General features: G+C 65.7%; 9 protein-coding genes. 6 read left to right on the forward strand and 3 right to left on the reverse strand.

The window, feature by feature from the left end; translation table 11 throughout:
• Positions 1–111: 111 nt before the first annotated feature.
• A complete protein-coding gene (locus HMPREF2674_RS04880; protein ID WP_070824971.1) occupies positions 112–2,502 on the forward strand; it encodes a restriction endonuclease in 2,391 nt (796 codons plus the stop codon).
• A 210-nt stretch (positions 2,503–2,712) separates the two neighbouring features.
• The gene (locus HMPREF2674_RS04885; protein WP_070824972.1) at positions 2,713–4,464 is read left to right on the forward strand and encodes a DUF885 domain-containing protein; all 1,752 of its coding nucleotides are present in this window, start codon (positions 2,713–2,715) and stop codon (positions 4,462–4,464) included.
• Between the two features lie 145 nt (positions 4,465–4,609).
• Here HMPREF2674_RS04885 and HMPREF2674_RS04890 read toward each other — a convergent pair whose 3' ends face one another.
• Both HMPREF2674_RS04890 and HMPREF2674_RS04895 read right to left on the reverse strand, forming a co-directional pair.
• On the reverse strand, positions 4,610–5,905 hold the full coding sequence (locus HMPREF2674_RS04890) for a glutathionylspermidine synthase family protein (protein WP_070824973.1): 1,296 nt from the start codon (positions 5,903–5,905) through the stop codon (positions 4,610–4,612).
• Between the two features lie 54 nt (positions 5,906–5,959).
• A complete protein-coding gene (locus HMPREF2674_RS04895) occupies positions 5,960–6,928 on the reverse strand; it encodes a hypothetical protein (protein ID WP_141761805.1) in 969 nt (322 codons plus the stop codon).
• Positions 6,929–7,455: 527 nt separating this feature from the next.
• On the opposite strand from HMPREF2674_RS04895, the gene HMPREF2674_RS04900 reads away from it, so the two are divergent.
• The 4 genes from HMPREF2674_RS04900 to HMPREF2674_RS04915 all read left to right on the forward strand — a co-directional run bounded on the left by HMPREF2674_RS04900 (position 7,456) and on the right by HMPREF2674_RS04915 (position 13,710).
• Entirely contained in the window at positions 7,456–8,859 is a 1,404-nt protein-coding gene (locus tag HMPREF2674_RS04900) for a dicarboxylate/amino acid:cation symporter (protein ID WP_070824974.1), read from the forward strand.
• 343 nt (positions 8,860–9,202) lie between these two features.
• The gene (locus tag HMPREF2674_RS04905; RefSeq protein ID WP_070824975.1) at positions 9,203–9,925 is read left to right on the forward strand and encodes a Maf family protein; all 723 of its coding nucleotides are present in this window, start codon (positions 9,203–9,205) and stop codon (positions 9,923–9,925) included.
• Between the two features lie 182 nt (positions 9,926–10,107).
• Positions 10,108–11,928, forward strand: a complete 1,821-nt coding sequence (locus HMPREF2674_RS04910) for an acetyl/propionyl/methylcrotonyl-CoA carboxylase subunit alpha (RefSeq protein ID WP_070824976.1) — start codon at positions 10,108–10,110, stop codon at positions 11,926–11,928.
• A gap of 381 nt (positions 11,929–12,309) precedes the next feature.
• Positions 12,310–13,710, forward strand: coding sequence for an MFS transporter (locus tag HMPREF2674_RS04915; protein WP_070824977.1), 1,401 nt, complete (start codon positions 12,310–12,312; stop codon positions 13,708–13,710).
• 99 nt (positions 13,711–13,809) lie between these two features.
• Here the strand turns inward: HMPREF2674_RS04915 and HMPREF2674_RS04920 are convergent, their stop codons facing one another.
• A complete protein-coding gene (locus tag HMPREF2674_RS04920) occupies positions 13,810–15,231 on the reverse strand; it encodes an NAD(P)H-quinone dehydrogenase (RefSeq protein ID WP_049343058.1) in 1,422 nt (473 codons plus the stop codon).
• Positions 15,232–15,274 lie beyond the last annotated feature (43 nt).

The following is a 15,274-nucleotide window of genomic DNA, read 5'->3' on the forward strand; positions in this document are numbered from 1 at the left end:
ATGAGCCCTGCATATTCACTCGGGGGCCGCCCTTACTCGGCCCGAGCGTCGTTCGCGGCGCGTCGCACCACCATAAATTCATACATTTAAATCACGATAAGGAATCCCCCAGTGGCTTTTGTGAATAAAACGATGCTTCACCTCGACCACTCCGACCTGCGACAGCTGCAGGAACAGACTTCCTGGGAGGCGCTGCCCGAGCAGGCTCACGCCCTCAGCCTCGCGGCCGTCTTCTCGCTTCTGCACCACTTCGAGCGCGCATCCGAGCGGGGCGAGAAGGTTTTCTTCCCCGATACGTACACCCCGGTCGGCGTGGATCTGGGCTTCACCATGACTCAGCGTTTTATCGCCGTCGATGACACTGTGCTCTTCCGCGAGGCCGTCAATAAACTCATCACCGCCCTCGTCAACAGCGACTACCTGGAGGTTTCCCTCAGCCAGCTGCACCCCGGCAACCTGAACTACGCGCTCAGCGAGGCCGGGCGCGAGCTACTCGCCGCCCCCAAGGAGAGCCAGGCCCGCGACCTCGCGAAGATTCTGCCCCTGCAGACCGGCGTCTACCTGTACTACCTGCAGCGCTTCTACCCCGAGCTGCTCTCACACCTGACGGTCCGCGAGCTGCTGCCGATCGTGCTGAGCGTCACCCCCTCCTACCCCGCGGCCGCCCCCGTTAAGATTCGCGAACTGGTGCTGCGCGAGTGCGGTTTCGTGCAGGGCTGGTACGGCCTGTCCTACCTGGAGCAGCGCATCGTCGAGCCCGCCATCGCCCGGGCGCTGAGCCTGCTGACCCGCGCCGGATACCTGCGCACGAAGACCATCCACGAGCACACCGATTCGCCGGTGACCCTGTACTCGCTCTCGCCCGAGGCGAAGGAACTCGTGGCACGCTACCCCGAGCAGGCGGTACCCGCCGCCGAGCTGTCCTCGGTGCTGAAGGAGGTTCCCGAGGACGATGCCGCCGCCGTAACCGCAGAGGATATTCTCGCGACCGAGAAGCTGCTGGTGCACATGGGCGCCCTGCTCTTCGGCGTGCTCAACGATGGCGGCGCGGACGTCGAGCTGAGCCTGCCCAGCCTGGAGCAGGTCTTTGAGCGGGACGAACGTCTCAAGGCCGCCGCGGAGAACCCCTACTTCCAGCGGATTGAGGCGCAGGACTACCTCTACGACGTGCTGACCGCGCACCGTTACCTCTCCGAGCGCGACACCGTGTACTCGCTGGGACCGGATTTTGCCCCCGCGCTCGCGCAGGCTCAGGAGCCGAAGGTTGAACGTCTGGTAACCGCGGCCCTGCTTGACCCCGCCGCGGTGGACGCGCTGCCCTACCCGCACCAGTTGCTCTACCCGATCCTGAAGATTGTGAGCGAGAGCCCGCGCATCTCGTACTACGACGTGTACGACGAGCTGAAGGCTTCCCTCAACATCCCCTACCTGCAGGGGGAAATCGCGCCGCACCGCTACAAGCTGACCCCGCGCCTGCGCAACCGCTTCTCGGTGGCCATGCACGTGCTCAAGGGTGAGCGGCTCTTGAACGCCCTGCGCGAGGGCACGGGCCGCACCTCCCGCAAGAACCCGGAACGCTACGAGCTGAGCGAGTCGGGTCGCGAGCTGCTGGAGCGCTTCCCCGAGGGCGCCCCGGAGGCGGTGACCGCCCGCATGGCGCCCCTGCCGCCGCAATCGCTCAAGCACAAGCTGCCGCAGGATATTGCCGAGGAGCTTGCCGCCCGCGAGCAGGCGGTGCAGGCAGCCAAGGAGGCGCGCGCCGCCGAGCGTCAGGCCCGCCTGGCCGCTCGTGAGCAGTCGCATCGTGCCGAGCCGGTGCCGGGCGCATCCCCCGCGATGCTGGCCCGCCCGGGTGCCGCCGCGCCCGCTACCCCCTCGGCCTCGGAGACCCCCGCGGTACCCGCCTCGGTTCCGGCCCCCGCACAAGCAACGGCCCCCGCCGTTTCCGAGGCACCCGCCGCGACCGTGAGCGTCGAGCCCTCCGCAGCCCTTGAGGTCGCCGCATCCCAGGTGCGTGAGGCTCTCAAGCGCTACCGCGCGGTCTTCCGCCGCGAGGCCCTGGTCCCGGCGCTGGCGGGCGTGAGCGACGAGCGGTTCCGCCGCATCGGGTTCGATCTGTTCCTCATGCGCGGCTACAGCGTTGAGCCGTTGGATGCTCAGGGCGTGGACGGCGTGGCGACCCCCGCCAGCGGCGATGCAGAACGCGCGTTCTACATTCGGGCCCTACGTCTGGATTCCGGAACAGTTTCCCCGCGGGAGGTCACCCAATTCTTCCTGGCCGTACACGCCCGAGGCGGTCAGCTCGGCACCTTCATCACGAACACCGCGTTCAGCGATGAGGCCTACGACGAGTTCATCCGCTGCTCGACCAAGTACCCGCAGATTCTGGTGGATCTGGTTTCGGGTAATGAGCTTCAGGATCGCCTGATCGCGCACCGCCTGGGCGTGGCCGAAGGAACCGGCGGCCTGCTCGAGCTGAAGGGCGAGTACTTCACGAGCTAACGGCTCGCGGGGGCCGGGCGGGGCCGGGAGGTCCGCAGCCGACGCACGAGCCGCTGTCGAGGGGCCCGTGCACACGAGAATCATCCGTGTGCGCGGGCCCCGTGCTCTCCCGGTGCCCTCACCCGGTCTGCCCCGTGGCGATGTGTAATAATACCGCCACAAGAGGGGCATATCGTGGCAGAAGGCACACTGCTGGGTTAGGATATGAACATGAGCACCTACCAGGAACTTCCGAGCATTTACCGCGTGAAGCGCCAGTTGAGCGACGTCGATCAGCTGGCCAACGATTACTTCGAAAAGGTCCTCGACCTTAACCCCGTGCTGGCTACAGAGCTGGGCCGCAAGGGCGTCGAACCCCTCTCCCCCGATTACTCCCCCGCCGGTGAGAAGGCGCTACACCGCCTGGCCAAGAAAACCCTCAAGAAGATTGACAGCGTTCTGCCCATCGACGACGTCGACCTGGTCACCTTGGACGCCCTTCAGGAGCGCTTGAGCCTGTACCGTGCCCAGCGCAAGGCGGGCTTCGGCTATTGGCAGCTCAACAACATCACCTCTGTTCCGCAGGAGGTGCGCTCCGTCTTCGACCTCATGAAGCGCAACTCCCGCGAGGACTGGGAGCACATTATCGGCCGCATGCACCGCGTACCCGAGGCGCTGGACGGGCTCGTGCTGAGCCTCGAGACGGCCCGTGCGGACGGCAAAATTTCCCCGCGCCGCCAGGTGGACATCGTCATCGAGCAGACCGCCGCGTACTACGCGCCCGGCGGTTTCTTTGACGAGCTGGCCGCCGAGGTTGCCGCCGCCGAGCCCGAGCTGGCCGAGGCCGCCGCAGAGGGTGCCGAGCGCGCCAAGGACGGCTACCGCCACCTCAATGACTACCTCGTGACGGTTCTGCAGCCCGCCGCACCCGCCCGCGATGCGGTGGGCCGCGAGGCGTACAGTCTGCACTCGCGCTCCTTCCTGGGCACCACCGTCGACCTGGACGAAACCTACGTCTGGGGCGTGAAGGAGCTGGAGAGCATCATCGCCCGTCAGCGCGAAGTGGCCGAAGAGATTGAACCCGGCGCCAGCATCGAGCGCGCCAAGCAGCTGCTCGACGAAGACCCGAACCGACAGCTGAACGGCACCGATGAGCTGAAGGCGTGGATGCAGAAGCTCGCCGATGCGGCGGTGGAGGACCTCTCCGCCGAGCACTTCGCGATTGGCGGCCCCATGCGCCGCATCGAGTGCTGCATCGCGCCCACCCACGAGGGCGGCATCTACTACACCGGCCCCTCCCCCGACTTCTCGCGTCCCGGCCGCATGTGGTGGTCCGTGCCCGAGGGCGAGGACCGGTTCACGACCTGGCGCGAAACCTCCACCGTGTACCACGAGGGCGTTCCGGGGCACCACCTGCAGATTTCCATCGCCACGGCGTTGGCCGGCACCATGAACTCCTGGCGTACCAATATGCTGTGGGTTTCGGGTCACGGCGAGGGCTGGGCCCTGTACGCCGAGCGACTCATGGAGGAGCTGGGCTACCTGAAGGATCCGGGCGACCGCATGGGCATGCTGAACGCCCAGCGGATGCGCGCGGCCCGCGTGGTCTTCGACATCGGCGTTCACTGCGAGCTGCCGGTGCCCGATGAGTGGACCGAGCGCCTCGGCGTTGAGCCCGGCACGATCTGGACCTCCGAGCTGGGCTACGAATTCCTGAAGCAGAACCTGGACGATTCCGAGGGTCAGGTGCGCTTCGAGTTCCTGCGCTACCTGGGCTGGCCGGGCCAGGCCCCCAGCTACAAGATTGGTGAGCGCCTGTGGCTGCAGCTGCGCGAGCAGGCCCTGGCCCGCGGCGAGGATATGCGCCAGTTCCACACTCGAGCCCTGATGCTCGGCTCGGTGGGTCTGGACACCCTGCGTCGTGCGCTCACCGACGAGATGATGCTTCCGCTCGAGGCCGAAGACGACGATGACGACGACTAGGCCGTAGCGCCGCGTCGGTTTTTCGTCACGGTCCCGCCGCAACGGCTGGCTTAACGCCGAAGGCCCCCGCCTCAGCTAGTGAGGTGGGGGCCTTCGGCGTTAGCGGGCTCGGCGGTTCAGCCTAGGCCGAGCCCGGCGTGCGTGCCTAGTAGCCGAAGTTTGCCGTGCCGGGATCCTGCGTGGCGGAGCCTAGCGAGCCGGGGGCGTTCAGGTCAACCAGGTGCGGCGCGAAGCGGCACCAGTAGTCGGTCAGCGCGCCGTTGGATTCGCGGATGCCCACGCCCACGCAGCGTCCGCCGACGACCCACACACCCAGAACGGGGTGGCTCACCGGCTGGATGATGCCCTCGTAGCGGGGTGCCGGGATGTACTCCTGGTAGACGAACTCGCTCTCGGGGGCGGTGGAGAAGAAGTCGTCCTCCTCCGGCTTGACGAAGACGTTGTAGTCGGGGGCGTAAATCTCCACGCCGTCGCCCTCGCGCCCGAAGATGGGCTTGCGAACCCAGTTGCGCAGGTCGCCGCGATGCCCGGCGTAGGTGGGTACCAGGTTCGGGTGGCCCGGGTACTTATCCCAGAGAGCGGCCAGCAGCAGCTTATTGGACAGGAACATCTTCCAGGCGGGCTCGATCCAGCGCTGCACCGCGCCGTGGTAGGCGAAGAGCAGCTGGTCGTAGCCCGAGTCGCTGTCGGTGGCCAGGTCCTCCCAGGGGTAGAGCTTGAAGAGGTTGCTGATGGGCCGGCCCTCGGCGTCCTTCCAGCTCTTGGTCGGCTCGTCAAAGATAATCTCGTCGATGGGCACGAGGATGGTTTCGATGCCGGCCTGCTGGGCGGCGTAGGCGATGAGCCACAGGTTGTTGTAGTCTTCCCGGTTCTCGTCGATGTCCTCGGGCACGTGGGCCAGGTGCAGGACGGGGCGCTGGCCGCTCGTGAGCTCGGGCGCAAAAATCTGTCGCCAGCGGTCCACGAAGGCCTCGCCGATTTCGCCCCAGTGCGCGTAGCCCTGCATGTCGAGGCGCTGATCCTTGGCCCAGGTCTTCTGGCAGACGGCCGCCTCCACAATACCGGTGGGGGTGTCGGCGTTGTACTCCAGCAGCTTGAGGGGTTCGCCGGGCACGCCGGAGTAGATGAAGTCGAAGCGTCCGTAGAAGTCGGGGTCGCGGCGGTTCCAGGACTCGACGGCCAGGTTGAACGCGCCGTGCGGCAGGCCCAGGGTACCAAAGGCTCCGGAGGCCAGGTAGTCCACGGCGCTCAGGCACATGCGGTGCATTTCTTCGGCCTGGGCGCGGACGGAATTCATCTCCTCCGGGCTGAAGATGTAGGCTGCGTACTCGTTCCAGTAGTGGTCGGGGTCGTCGGGGCCGTCCACGCTGTAGGTGAGGCCTTCTTCGACGATGACCTTCTCCCACTCGGGGCGGCCCAGGGGGAATTCTTCACGGCGCATAGTGGTTTCCTTGCCGGTAGCGGGGGTGATGTACGGGTGCGGATGCGGGAGGGCTTAGCCGCCGGAGCGGCCGCCGCCGGACTTGGAGCCGCCGCCGAAGCCGCCCTTGCTGCCGCTGGACTTGCTACCCGACTTGTTCGAGCTGGACGAACCCGACTTGCTACCCGACTTGTTGCTGGAGCTGGTGCCCGACTTAGAGGAGTTGGAGGAGCCGGAGGAGCCAGAATTGCTACCGCTACTGCCGTTGCGGCGGGAGTTCGAGACGGTGCCGGTCGTGTTATCGCGCACCGAGGAGGTCTTGCCGGTGTTCTTGGTCGAGGTTTCCTTACCCGACGAAATCGTCGAGGACTTCTTGGCGCTGCGGTAGGAGTCCTCGAATCCGCCGCCGCTCGAGGGCACGCCGCTGTACACCGTGCCGTTCGAGGGACGGGTCGTGGAGCCGCCCGAGAGCTTCTCGCCCACGCGCGGAATGTAGTTGCTCGACGCTCCGTTCGAGTTGGCGGCGCTCTGACGGCCCAGGTAGTACCACAGGAAGGCGTTGGAGCCGCTGTGGTGGGTCGTGGTGGAGGAGTTCGAGGTGCCCGAAGAACCGGAAGAACCGGAAGAGCCCGAGGAACCCGAAGAGCTCGAGGAGTTCGAGGAATCCGAGCTGGCCGACTCCGAGGGGCTGGCGGTCGTTTCTTGCGCACCTGCCTTCTCACATTCGGAGTCGTCCACGCGCTGACCGGTCGTGGCGTCCTGGCAGACGCGGGCGTACTCATCGCCGGTGGCGAGGAAGGCGTTCTCTTCCTGATGCATGCTGTTGTAGGCGAAGATGCCGCCACCGATGAGCAGCACGCCGGCGCCGGCCACCGCGATCATCTTGGTCACGCCGGGGCGGGTGGCGCCCAGATTCACGGCGTTCTGCGAGGTGGAGCGGGCGGCGCGGCTCGCGAAATTGGCAATGGAGTTAAGGGGGCCTCGCGAGGTCTTGGGCTGATCAACCCGGTGGGTTCCGCCCGGGCGTTGGGGTGCAGAACTCATGCATCTCTCCTTGAAGGTGTCGTGCGGGGGCGTTCTCGCCGGATGCGCGGCCGGCCGGTGAGTACCTGCCGAGGACGGCCTCGGAGGGGGACCACCGGGCCGTTGCACGGGCCGGAAGAGCGAAAACGGCGCTGGTCCGGGGCCTATCCCGGACGCACATCCAGCATAGCAAGGGAGTCTGGGAGTCACCTTAGTTCGGGGAGCCGTCTCACGAGGTTTCACGCGTTGTGCCGGTCTCGTTATGCCCGCGTTCCATTCGAGTTTGCCTGTTGTTTGCTTTTCGGCGTTCCGAAGGCTTCGCAGCCTCGTTCGCGTGGCTTACTCTCGCACCGCCGCACGCCCCGAGCCGCCTCGGGGTTCCGCGCCCGGCGCCGCTGCGGCGGCCCACAATCCGCTGCGTAGAAAACCGCCATACAGAAATCCGCATCAAGTCACGCTTCGTCACGAACGGCCCTTGTGGGGCTCGAATGAAACACTTCTTCATAAGAATTTGCCTCCCGCCGCACCTCGGGGGCAAAGTATCCCTCATGTCCACATCTCATGCATCATCGTCGTCCCGCCGCCTGCCGGCGTGGGCTACCTCATTCGGTAACCAGATTATTGCTTCGCTCATCCTCGGCGTGCTGCTGGGAGCGCTTGCACTCGCCCTCGGCGGCGACGCCAAGAGCAACCCCAACTGGCTCATGACCACGCTGGATACCATCGGTTCCTCCTACGTGACCCTGCTGAAGGCCGCCGTGATTCCGCTGGTCTTTACCGCAGTCGTCGCCTCCATCTCTAACCTCGCGCAGGTGACCAACGCGGCCCGTCTGGCGGTCAACACCCTCATTTGGTTCGCCATCACCGCGTTCTTCGCGGTGTCCATCGGCATCATCCTCGGCCTGGTGGTGCAGCCCGGCGTGGGTGCGCAGGTGCAGGGTAAACCCTACACCGGTTCCACCGGTTCGTGGACCGCGTTCCTGACCGGCCTGATTCCGGTGAACTTCCTGGGCCTGGGCGTGAGCGCTAAGGCCGGCGACTCCGGCATCACCGCCTCCGCTTCCTTTAACGTGCTGCAGATTCTCGTGATTTCTGGTGCGGTCGGCATCGCCGCCCTGAAGGTGGGCGAAGCCGCCAAGCCCTTCATCGACGTGGTGAAGAGCGCCCTGGCCATCATCCAGAAGATTCTGTGGTGGATTATTCGCCTGGCCCCGCTGGGCACCGTGGGCCTGATTGCGAAGGCCGTCTTCGCCTACGGCTGGGGCTCGATGGGCTCGCTGGCCAAGTTCATCATTGCGCTGTACGTGGGTCTGCTTCTGGTGTTCCTCGTGGTCTACCCGCTAATTGCTCGCGCCAACGGCCTGTCGGTGCGACAGTACTTCTCCGGCGTGTGGCCCGCGGTTCAGATGGGCTTCGTCTCGCGCTCCTCGATGGGTACCATGCCCGTCACCCAGACCGTGGCGGAGCGTAACCTGGGCGTGCCCCGCGCCTACGCCTCCTTCGCGGTGCCGCTGGGTGCGACCACCAAGATGGACGGATGCGCCTCGGTCTACCCGGCCCTGGCCGCCATCTTCGTGGCTCAGTTCTACGGCATCCACCTGGACTTCACCCAGTACCTGCTGATTGTGCTGGTCTCGGTGCTGGGATCCGCCGCAACCGCGGGCACCACCGGCGCGATTGTGATGCTGACCCTGACCCTGTCGACCCTGGGTCTGCCCCTGGACGGTGTGGGGCTGCTCATGGCTATCGACCCGATCATCGACATGGGCCGTACCGCCCTGAACGTCGCCGGTCAGGCTCTGGTTCCGGCGGTGGTGGCGCGCCGCGAGGGAATCCTGGACGAGACCCTCTACAACGCTCCCCGCTCCGAGGGTGGCTTCGTGCCGGAGGCGCTGTACGAGGAGCAGGTGGCCGACGAGCCGAAGCGCCTGCAGGTGGCCGAGACTCGCTAGGCCCGCTAGGTCGGCCAAGTCGGGTGCTCCCGCAGCTCCGCGCGGACGGTTTTGAGGCCGCCGGCACGCTAAGCGACCGTCACCATGTTTACGGCGTCATGTTTACGGCGTATCTCGCTCCCCGCGGTTGCGGGGATTGGGATACGCCGTTTGCGTACCCGCCGGGGGTGCCGCACGAATCGCAGGCCTAGACAGCAAGCCCATAATTGCAAACCTAGCCCGCGGCCTGTACTCGGCCTATCGCGGTCCGTTCGCGCGCTACCTGTACGCCCATCGCGAGCGCGGCGAGCTTCAAGGTGCACGTGAGGGTAAACTTCCCGCTCCCGGCCTTAAAATAGAGAGCATGACTGCAGTAGACCCCTCCCCCGTCTCTTCCGCCGAGGCTGCGCCGGCACGATTGGTGCTCGCCTCTGCATCCCCCGCGCGCCGCAAGCTCCTGGAGGATTCCCGCATCGCCTTTACGGTGCGCATCTCCTCGGTTGATGAGGACGCCGCGCTCGCCGCCGCCAACGAGCGGGCACGAGCCGAAGGACGCGAGGGGCTCAGCCCGGCCGAGACCGCTTCCCTCCTGGCGAGTCTCAAGGCCCGCGCGGTTGCCGCTCAGCTGGCCGCCGAGGGCGTGCGCGATGCCCTGGTGCTGGGCTGCGATTCCGTCTTCGAGTTCGAGGGTCGGGCCTACGGCAAGCCGCACACCGCAGAGAACGCCCGCGAACGCATCACCGCCATGAGCGGGCACCACGGCACGCTCCACACGGGTCACGCGCTCGTGGATCTGCGGGAGTTCGACCCCGAGAAGCATGCGGAGGCGCCCGCCGTTGCCGAGCTGCGTAGCGCCGTCGTGCACTTCGATGAGCTGAGCCCCGCCGAGGTCGAAGCGTACATCGCCACGGGCGAGCCGCTGTGGGTGGCGGGCTCCTTCACCCTGGACGGCTACGGTTCGGCGTTTATCCGCGGTATCGAGGGCGAGTTCCACACGGTGGTTGGTCTGTCCATCCACGCCCTGCGCGAGCTGCTGCGCCGCCGCGACGTGGCCGTCACGGACCTGTGGCTACCGCCCGAGGACTAACCCAGCGGACCAGTCCCGAGGACAAAACACCCGCGCGGACGCGCACGCCGGACCGCGCCCCGCACCTCCAACACACGTATTTGAACACTAATCGATATCATGGAACAGTACGATGCGCGATACATTCGCCATTCTTGCCGTTTCTCGATATGCTTTCGGCAGGAGATAAAGGAGAGCTTTAAGTGACTCAGAACCAGGCAGAAGCCGCCAAAAAATTTACCGCGGTCCCCGGCCGACACACCGGCCCGGTCAGCAAGATTCTCATTGCCAACCGCGGCGAAATCGCCGTCCGCGTGATTCGCGCGGCCCGCGACGAGGGCCTGCAGACCGTCGCCGTCTACGCTGATCCCGACCGCGACTCCCTGCACGTGAAGCTGGCCGATGAGGCGTACGCCCTGGGCGGTTCCACCGCGGCGCAGTCCTACCTGGTGATGGATAAGCTCATCGAGGTGGCCGTCCGTTCCGGTGCTGACGCCGTGCACCCCGGCTACGGCTTCCTCTCCGAAAACGCGCAGTTCGCGCAGAAGTGCATCGACGCCGGCCTGACCTGGATCGGTCCCTCCCCCCAGTCCATTACCCGGCTGGGCGATAAGGTGGCCGCCCGCCACATCGCCCAGAAGGTGGGCGCTCCCCTGGTTCCGGGTACCAAGGATCCGGTCAAGTCCGCCGACGAGGTTGTTGCCTTCGCCGACGAGCACGGCCTGCCGATTGCCGTGAAGGCCGCCTTCGGTGGCGGTGGCCGCGGCATCAAGGTGGCCCGCGACCGCGAGAGCATCGTCGAGATGTACGAGTCCGCCGTACGCGAGGCAACCGCGGCGTTCGGTCGCGGCGAGTGCTTCATCGAGCGCTTCCTGGATTCCCCGCGTCACGTTGAGACCCAGTGCCTGGCCGATGCGCACGGCAACGTCGTGGTGGTCTCCACCCGCGACTGCTCCCTGCAGCGCCGCAACCAGAAGCTCGTCGAGGAGGCACCCGCCCCCTACCTGAGCGAGGAGCAGACCAAACGCCTCTACGAGGCCTCCCGCGCGATTCTGCGCGAGGCCGGCTACCAGGGCGCAGGTACCTGCGAGTTCCTGGTCGGCACTGACGGCACCATCTCCTTTCTCGAGGTCAACACCCGCCTGCAGGTGGAGCACCCCGTCTCCGAGGAAATTTCGGGTCTCGACCTGGTGCGCGAGCAGTTCCGCATCGCCCGCGGCGAGAAGATTGAGGAGAAGGACCCCGTGCTGCGCGGCCACTCCTTCGAGTTCCGCATCAACGGCGAGGACCCGGGCCGTTCCTTCATGCCGGCCCCCGGCACCATCGAGAAGCTGAACGTCCCCACCGGCCCCGGCGTGCGATGGGATTCCGGTTTCGTGGCCGGCGACGTCATCGGTGGCAACTTCGACTCCATGCTGGCCAAGCTGATTGTGACCGGCGCGGATCGCGAGCAGGCCCTGCAGCGTGCCCGCCGTGCCCTGTCCGAGCTGAGCATCGAGGGTATGCCCACCGTCGTCCCGTTCCACCGCGTAGTTCTGGAGGACCCGGCGTTCGTGCCGGCCGAGGGTGAAGACTTCAAGGTGCACACCCGCTGGATTGAGACCGAGTTCAACAACACGATTCCCATGTACGATGGCGCCCCCGGTAGCGTGGATTCCGATGAGGATGAGCGCACCACCGTGGTGGTTGAGGTCAACGGCAAGCGCATGGAGGTGTCCCTGCCCGAGATGGGTGGCGCCGCCAAGCCCGCCGCCAAGCCGGCTTCGAAGAGCCGCAAGTCCCGCTCCTCCCGCACATCGGCGAAGGCCGGCGGCGACGAGCTGACCAGCCCCATGCAGGGCACCATCGTGAAGGTGGCCGTCTCCGACGGAGATACCGTGGCCGAGGGTGACCTCGTTCTGGTCCTGGAGGCCATGAAGATGGAGCAGCCCATTACCGCGCACAAGGCCGGTAAGGTTTCGGGTCTGTCGGCTAAGCCGGGCGACACCGTCACCTCCGGTGCGGTCCTGGCGACCATCAAGTAGCGACCATCAAGTAGCGTTTGCGAAGCATCCCCGTAGCGAGTTCCTCTCGCGGCGGGGATGCTTGCGTATTGGCTCATCACGCGCGCGGTGCGGCGGCCCCCGTTCCTCCACCGAGGATTATCCGGGGATGCGCCGCCCCTAAAAATTACCGTTCGGAGGGCCGCCGTCCAGATAGTGACGGGGCCTGCGCTAACTTTTCTGAACGGTTTATAATAATGCATTTTAGGGGAACCTTTCGTTCCGAACCCGCACACCCGGTTCAATTCCTCCGGCCACACGCCGCGGCACTATCCCCGCCGCCTAGCACGCCGAGAGCTGCGTCACCGACGCCACCGGTTCCCTTTTGTACGCACAGTCAGTCCATCCTCGGGAGCATCTCTCATGAGCACCACCGTATCCGGCACCAGGGCCTCCGCCGCGCCGGTCGAGAATACGACGCCTCGCAGCCGCGTGATTCTCGCATCGCTCATTGGTACCACCATTGAGTTCTACGATTTCTATATCTACGCCACCGCCGCCGTGGCCGTCTTCCCCGTGCTGTTCTTCCCCGCGAAGGACGCCACGACCGAGCTGCTGGCCTCCTTCGCAACCTTCGGTGTCGCCTTCGTCGCGCGTCCCCTCGGTTCCATTATTTTTGGCCACTTCGGCGACAAGATTGGTCGTAAGGCAACCCTCGTCGGTGCGCTGCTCACCATGGGTATAGCGACCTTCATCATCGGCCTGCTGCCCACCTACCACCAGATTGGTCTCTGGGCACCGACCATGCTGACCATCATGCGCTTCTGCCAGGGCCTGGGCCTGGGCGGCGAATGGTCCGGCGCGGCACTGCTCGCCAGCGAGTACGCGAAGGACGGCAAGCGCGCCCGCGCCGCCATGTGGCCCCAGCTGGGTGCCCCCATCGGCTTCGTTCTCGCCAACGGCTTCATGCTGATTCTGACCAGCTTCATCGCTTTTAACTCCACCACCGACGCGAAGAACCTCGAGCACCCCTTCCTCGTCTGGGGTTGGCGTATCCCGTTCCTGCTCTCCATCGTGATGGTCGCCGTCGGCCTCTACGTGCGTTTCCGCTTGGAGGAGACCCCCGTCTTCGCCAAGGCTGCCGCTAACAACGAGAAGGTTAAGACCCCGCTCGTCGAGGCGTTCAAGGTTGCCTGGTGGCCCATGATTCAGGGTACCTTCATCATGGTTGCCTGCTACGTGCTGTTCTACCTGATGACCGCGTGGGTTCTCTCCTACGGTATCGCCAAGGCAGAGAAGGGTGGCCTGGCCATTCCGTACCACGAGTTCCTCATCATTCAGCTGATCTCCATTATCGGCTTCGCCATCTTCATCCCGATCTCGGGTTGGCTGGCGGATAAGTACGGCCGCCGCACCCAGCAGCTGTGGACCACCATCGCCATGGCTGCCTTCGGCCTGTGCTTCGGCCCGCTCATCTCCCCCGCCGTCGTCGGTACCGGTGCGAACGTGGACACCGTCGCCGTGACCGTCTTCATCTTCATCGGTATGTGCCTGATGGGTCTGTCCTTCGGTTCTATGTCGGCCTACCTGCCGGAGCTGTACCCCACCAACGTGCGCTACACCGCCAGCGGTATCGCCTACAATGTGGCTTCCATCCTCGGTGCGGCCCTGACCCCGTTCGTGGCGGTTTGGCTGAACTCCTCCTTCGGTGTGGCCGCCGTGGGTGGCTACCTGGCCTTCGCCTCGATTCTGAGCGTCGTCTTCATCCTGCTCACTCACGAAACCCGTGACGTGGACATGAACACCGTCGGCTCCAAGAAGTAAAGTTCTACAAGGTAGCCGAAAGCAACAAGCGGTGGGGGCCGCCTTCCATGAGATATGGAAGGCGGCCCCCACCGCTTTTGTGTCTGTTCCCGGATGCGGCTAGAACTTACCGCGGGTGTGCAGCTTGCGCGCCGCCTCGGCAATCGAGCCGGACAGCGAGGGGTACACCGTGAAGGTCTCGGCCAGATCGTCCACCGTGAGCTTCTTCTCCACGGCCAGGGCGATCGGGTAAATCAGCTCGGAGGCGCGCTGGCCCACGACCACGCCGCCGATGACGGTACCCGAGTGGCGGCGGGCGAAAACCTTCACGAAGCCGTCACGCATCGCCATCATCTTGGCGCGGGGGTTGGTGCTCAGCTGCAGGGTCACGGCCTCGCCGCGGTAGGAGCCCTCGTGCAGGTCGTTCTCGCTGATGCCGACGGTCGCGATTTCGGGCGAGGTGAAGATGTTCGCCGCAACCTTGTCGGTGCGCAGGGGACGCACGGCGTCACCCAGGATATGCGCCATCGCGATGCGGCCCTGCATGGCGGCCACGGAGGCCAGCGGGTACACGCCCGTGCAGTCGCCTGCCGCGTAGATATTGTTCACGCTCGTTCGGGACACGCCGTCCACCGTAATGTGGCCGCTCGGGGCGTGCTCCACGCCCGCCGCGTCCAGGCCCAAATCTTCGGTGTTGGGAATCGAACCGATAGCCACGAGGCAGTGCGTACCCGAGACCTTGCGGCCGTCCGAGAGGGTCACGATCACGCCGGAGCCGTCCTCGGTGCGCTCCACTGCGGAGGCGCGGGAGCGGGGCATAACTCGCACACCACGACGCTCGAAGACGTCTTCCAGCACGCGGGCGGCGTCCTCGTCCTCGCCGGGAAGCACACGGTCGCGGGAGGATACCAGGGTCACCTTCGAGCCCAGACCGTTATAGGCCGAGGCGAACTCGGCGCCGGTCACGCCCGAACCGATCACGATGAGCTCCTCGGGCACCTCGCTGAGGTTGTACAGCTGGGTCCAGGTCAGGATGCGCTCGCCGTCGGGCATGCCCGTGGGCATCTCGCGCGGATGCGTGCCCACCGAAAGCAGCACGAAGTCGGCGTGTAGCGGGTAGACGAGGCCGGCCTCGTCGGTCACCTGCACCGTGTGGCGGTCCAGGAGCTTGCCGGTGCCGTGAATAATCTTCACGCCCGCCGAGGCCAGGGCGCGCTTGATGTCTGCAGACTGCTGCTGGGCCAGGTCGCGCACTCGGCGGTTCACGCGGTCCATGTCTACCCGAAGCTGCGGGGCCTTACCCTTGGTATTCTCAATGCCCAGGCTTCCGGCTTCGGAAAAGCGGGTCATCATATCCGCCGTGGCGATAAGCGTCTTGGAGGGCACGACGTCCGTTAGCACGGCCGAGCCGCCGATGGCCTTGCGCTCGATAAGCGTCACGTCTGCCTGCGAGGATGCGGCCACCATCGCGGCCTCGTAGCCGCCGGGTCCACCGCCAATAATTACAATGCGCTGGGATGCGTAGTTCACCGTTGAAGTCATGCCTTAATTGTGAGCTATGCCGCCCGTGCGGGGCAAACGCACT

It is taken from the genome of Rothia sp. HMSC062F03, assembly GCF_001836905.1.
In the GTDB taxonomy this organism is placed as follows: Bacteria; Actinomycetota; Actinomycetes; order Actinomycetales; family Micrococcaceae; genus Rothia; species Rothia mucilaginosa_A.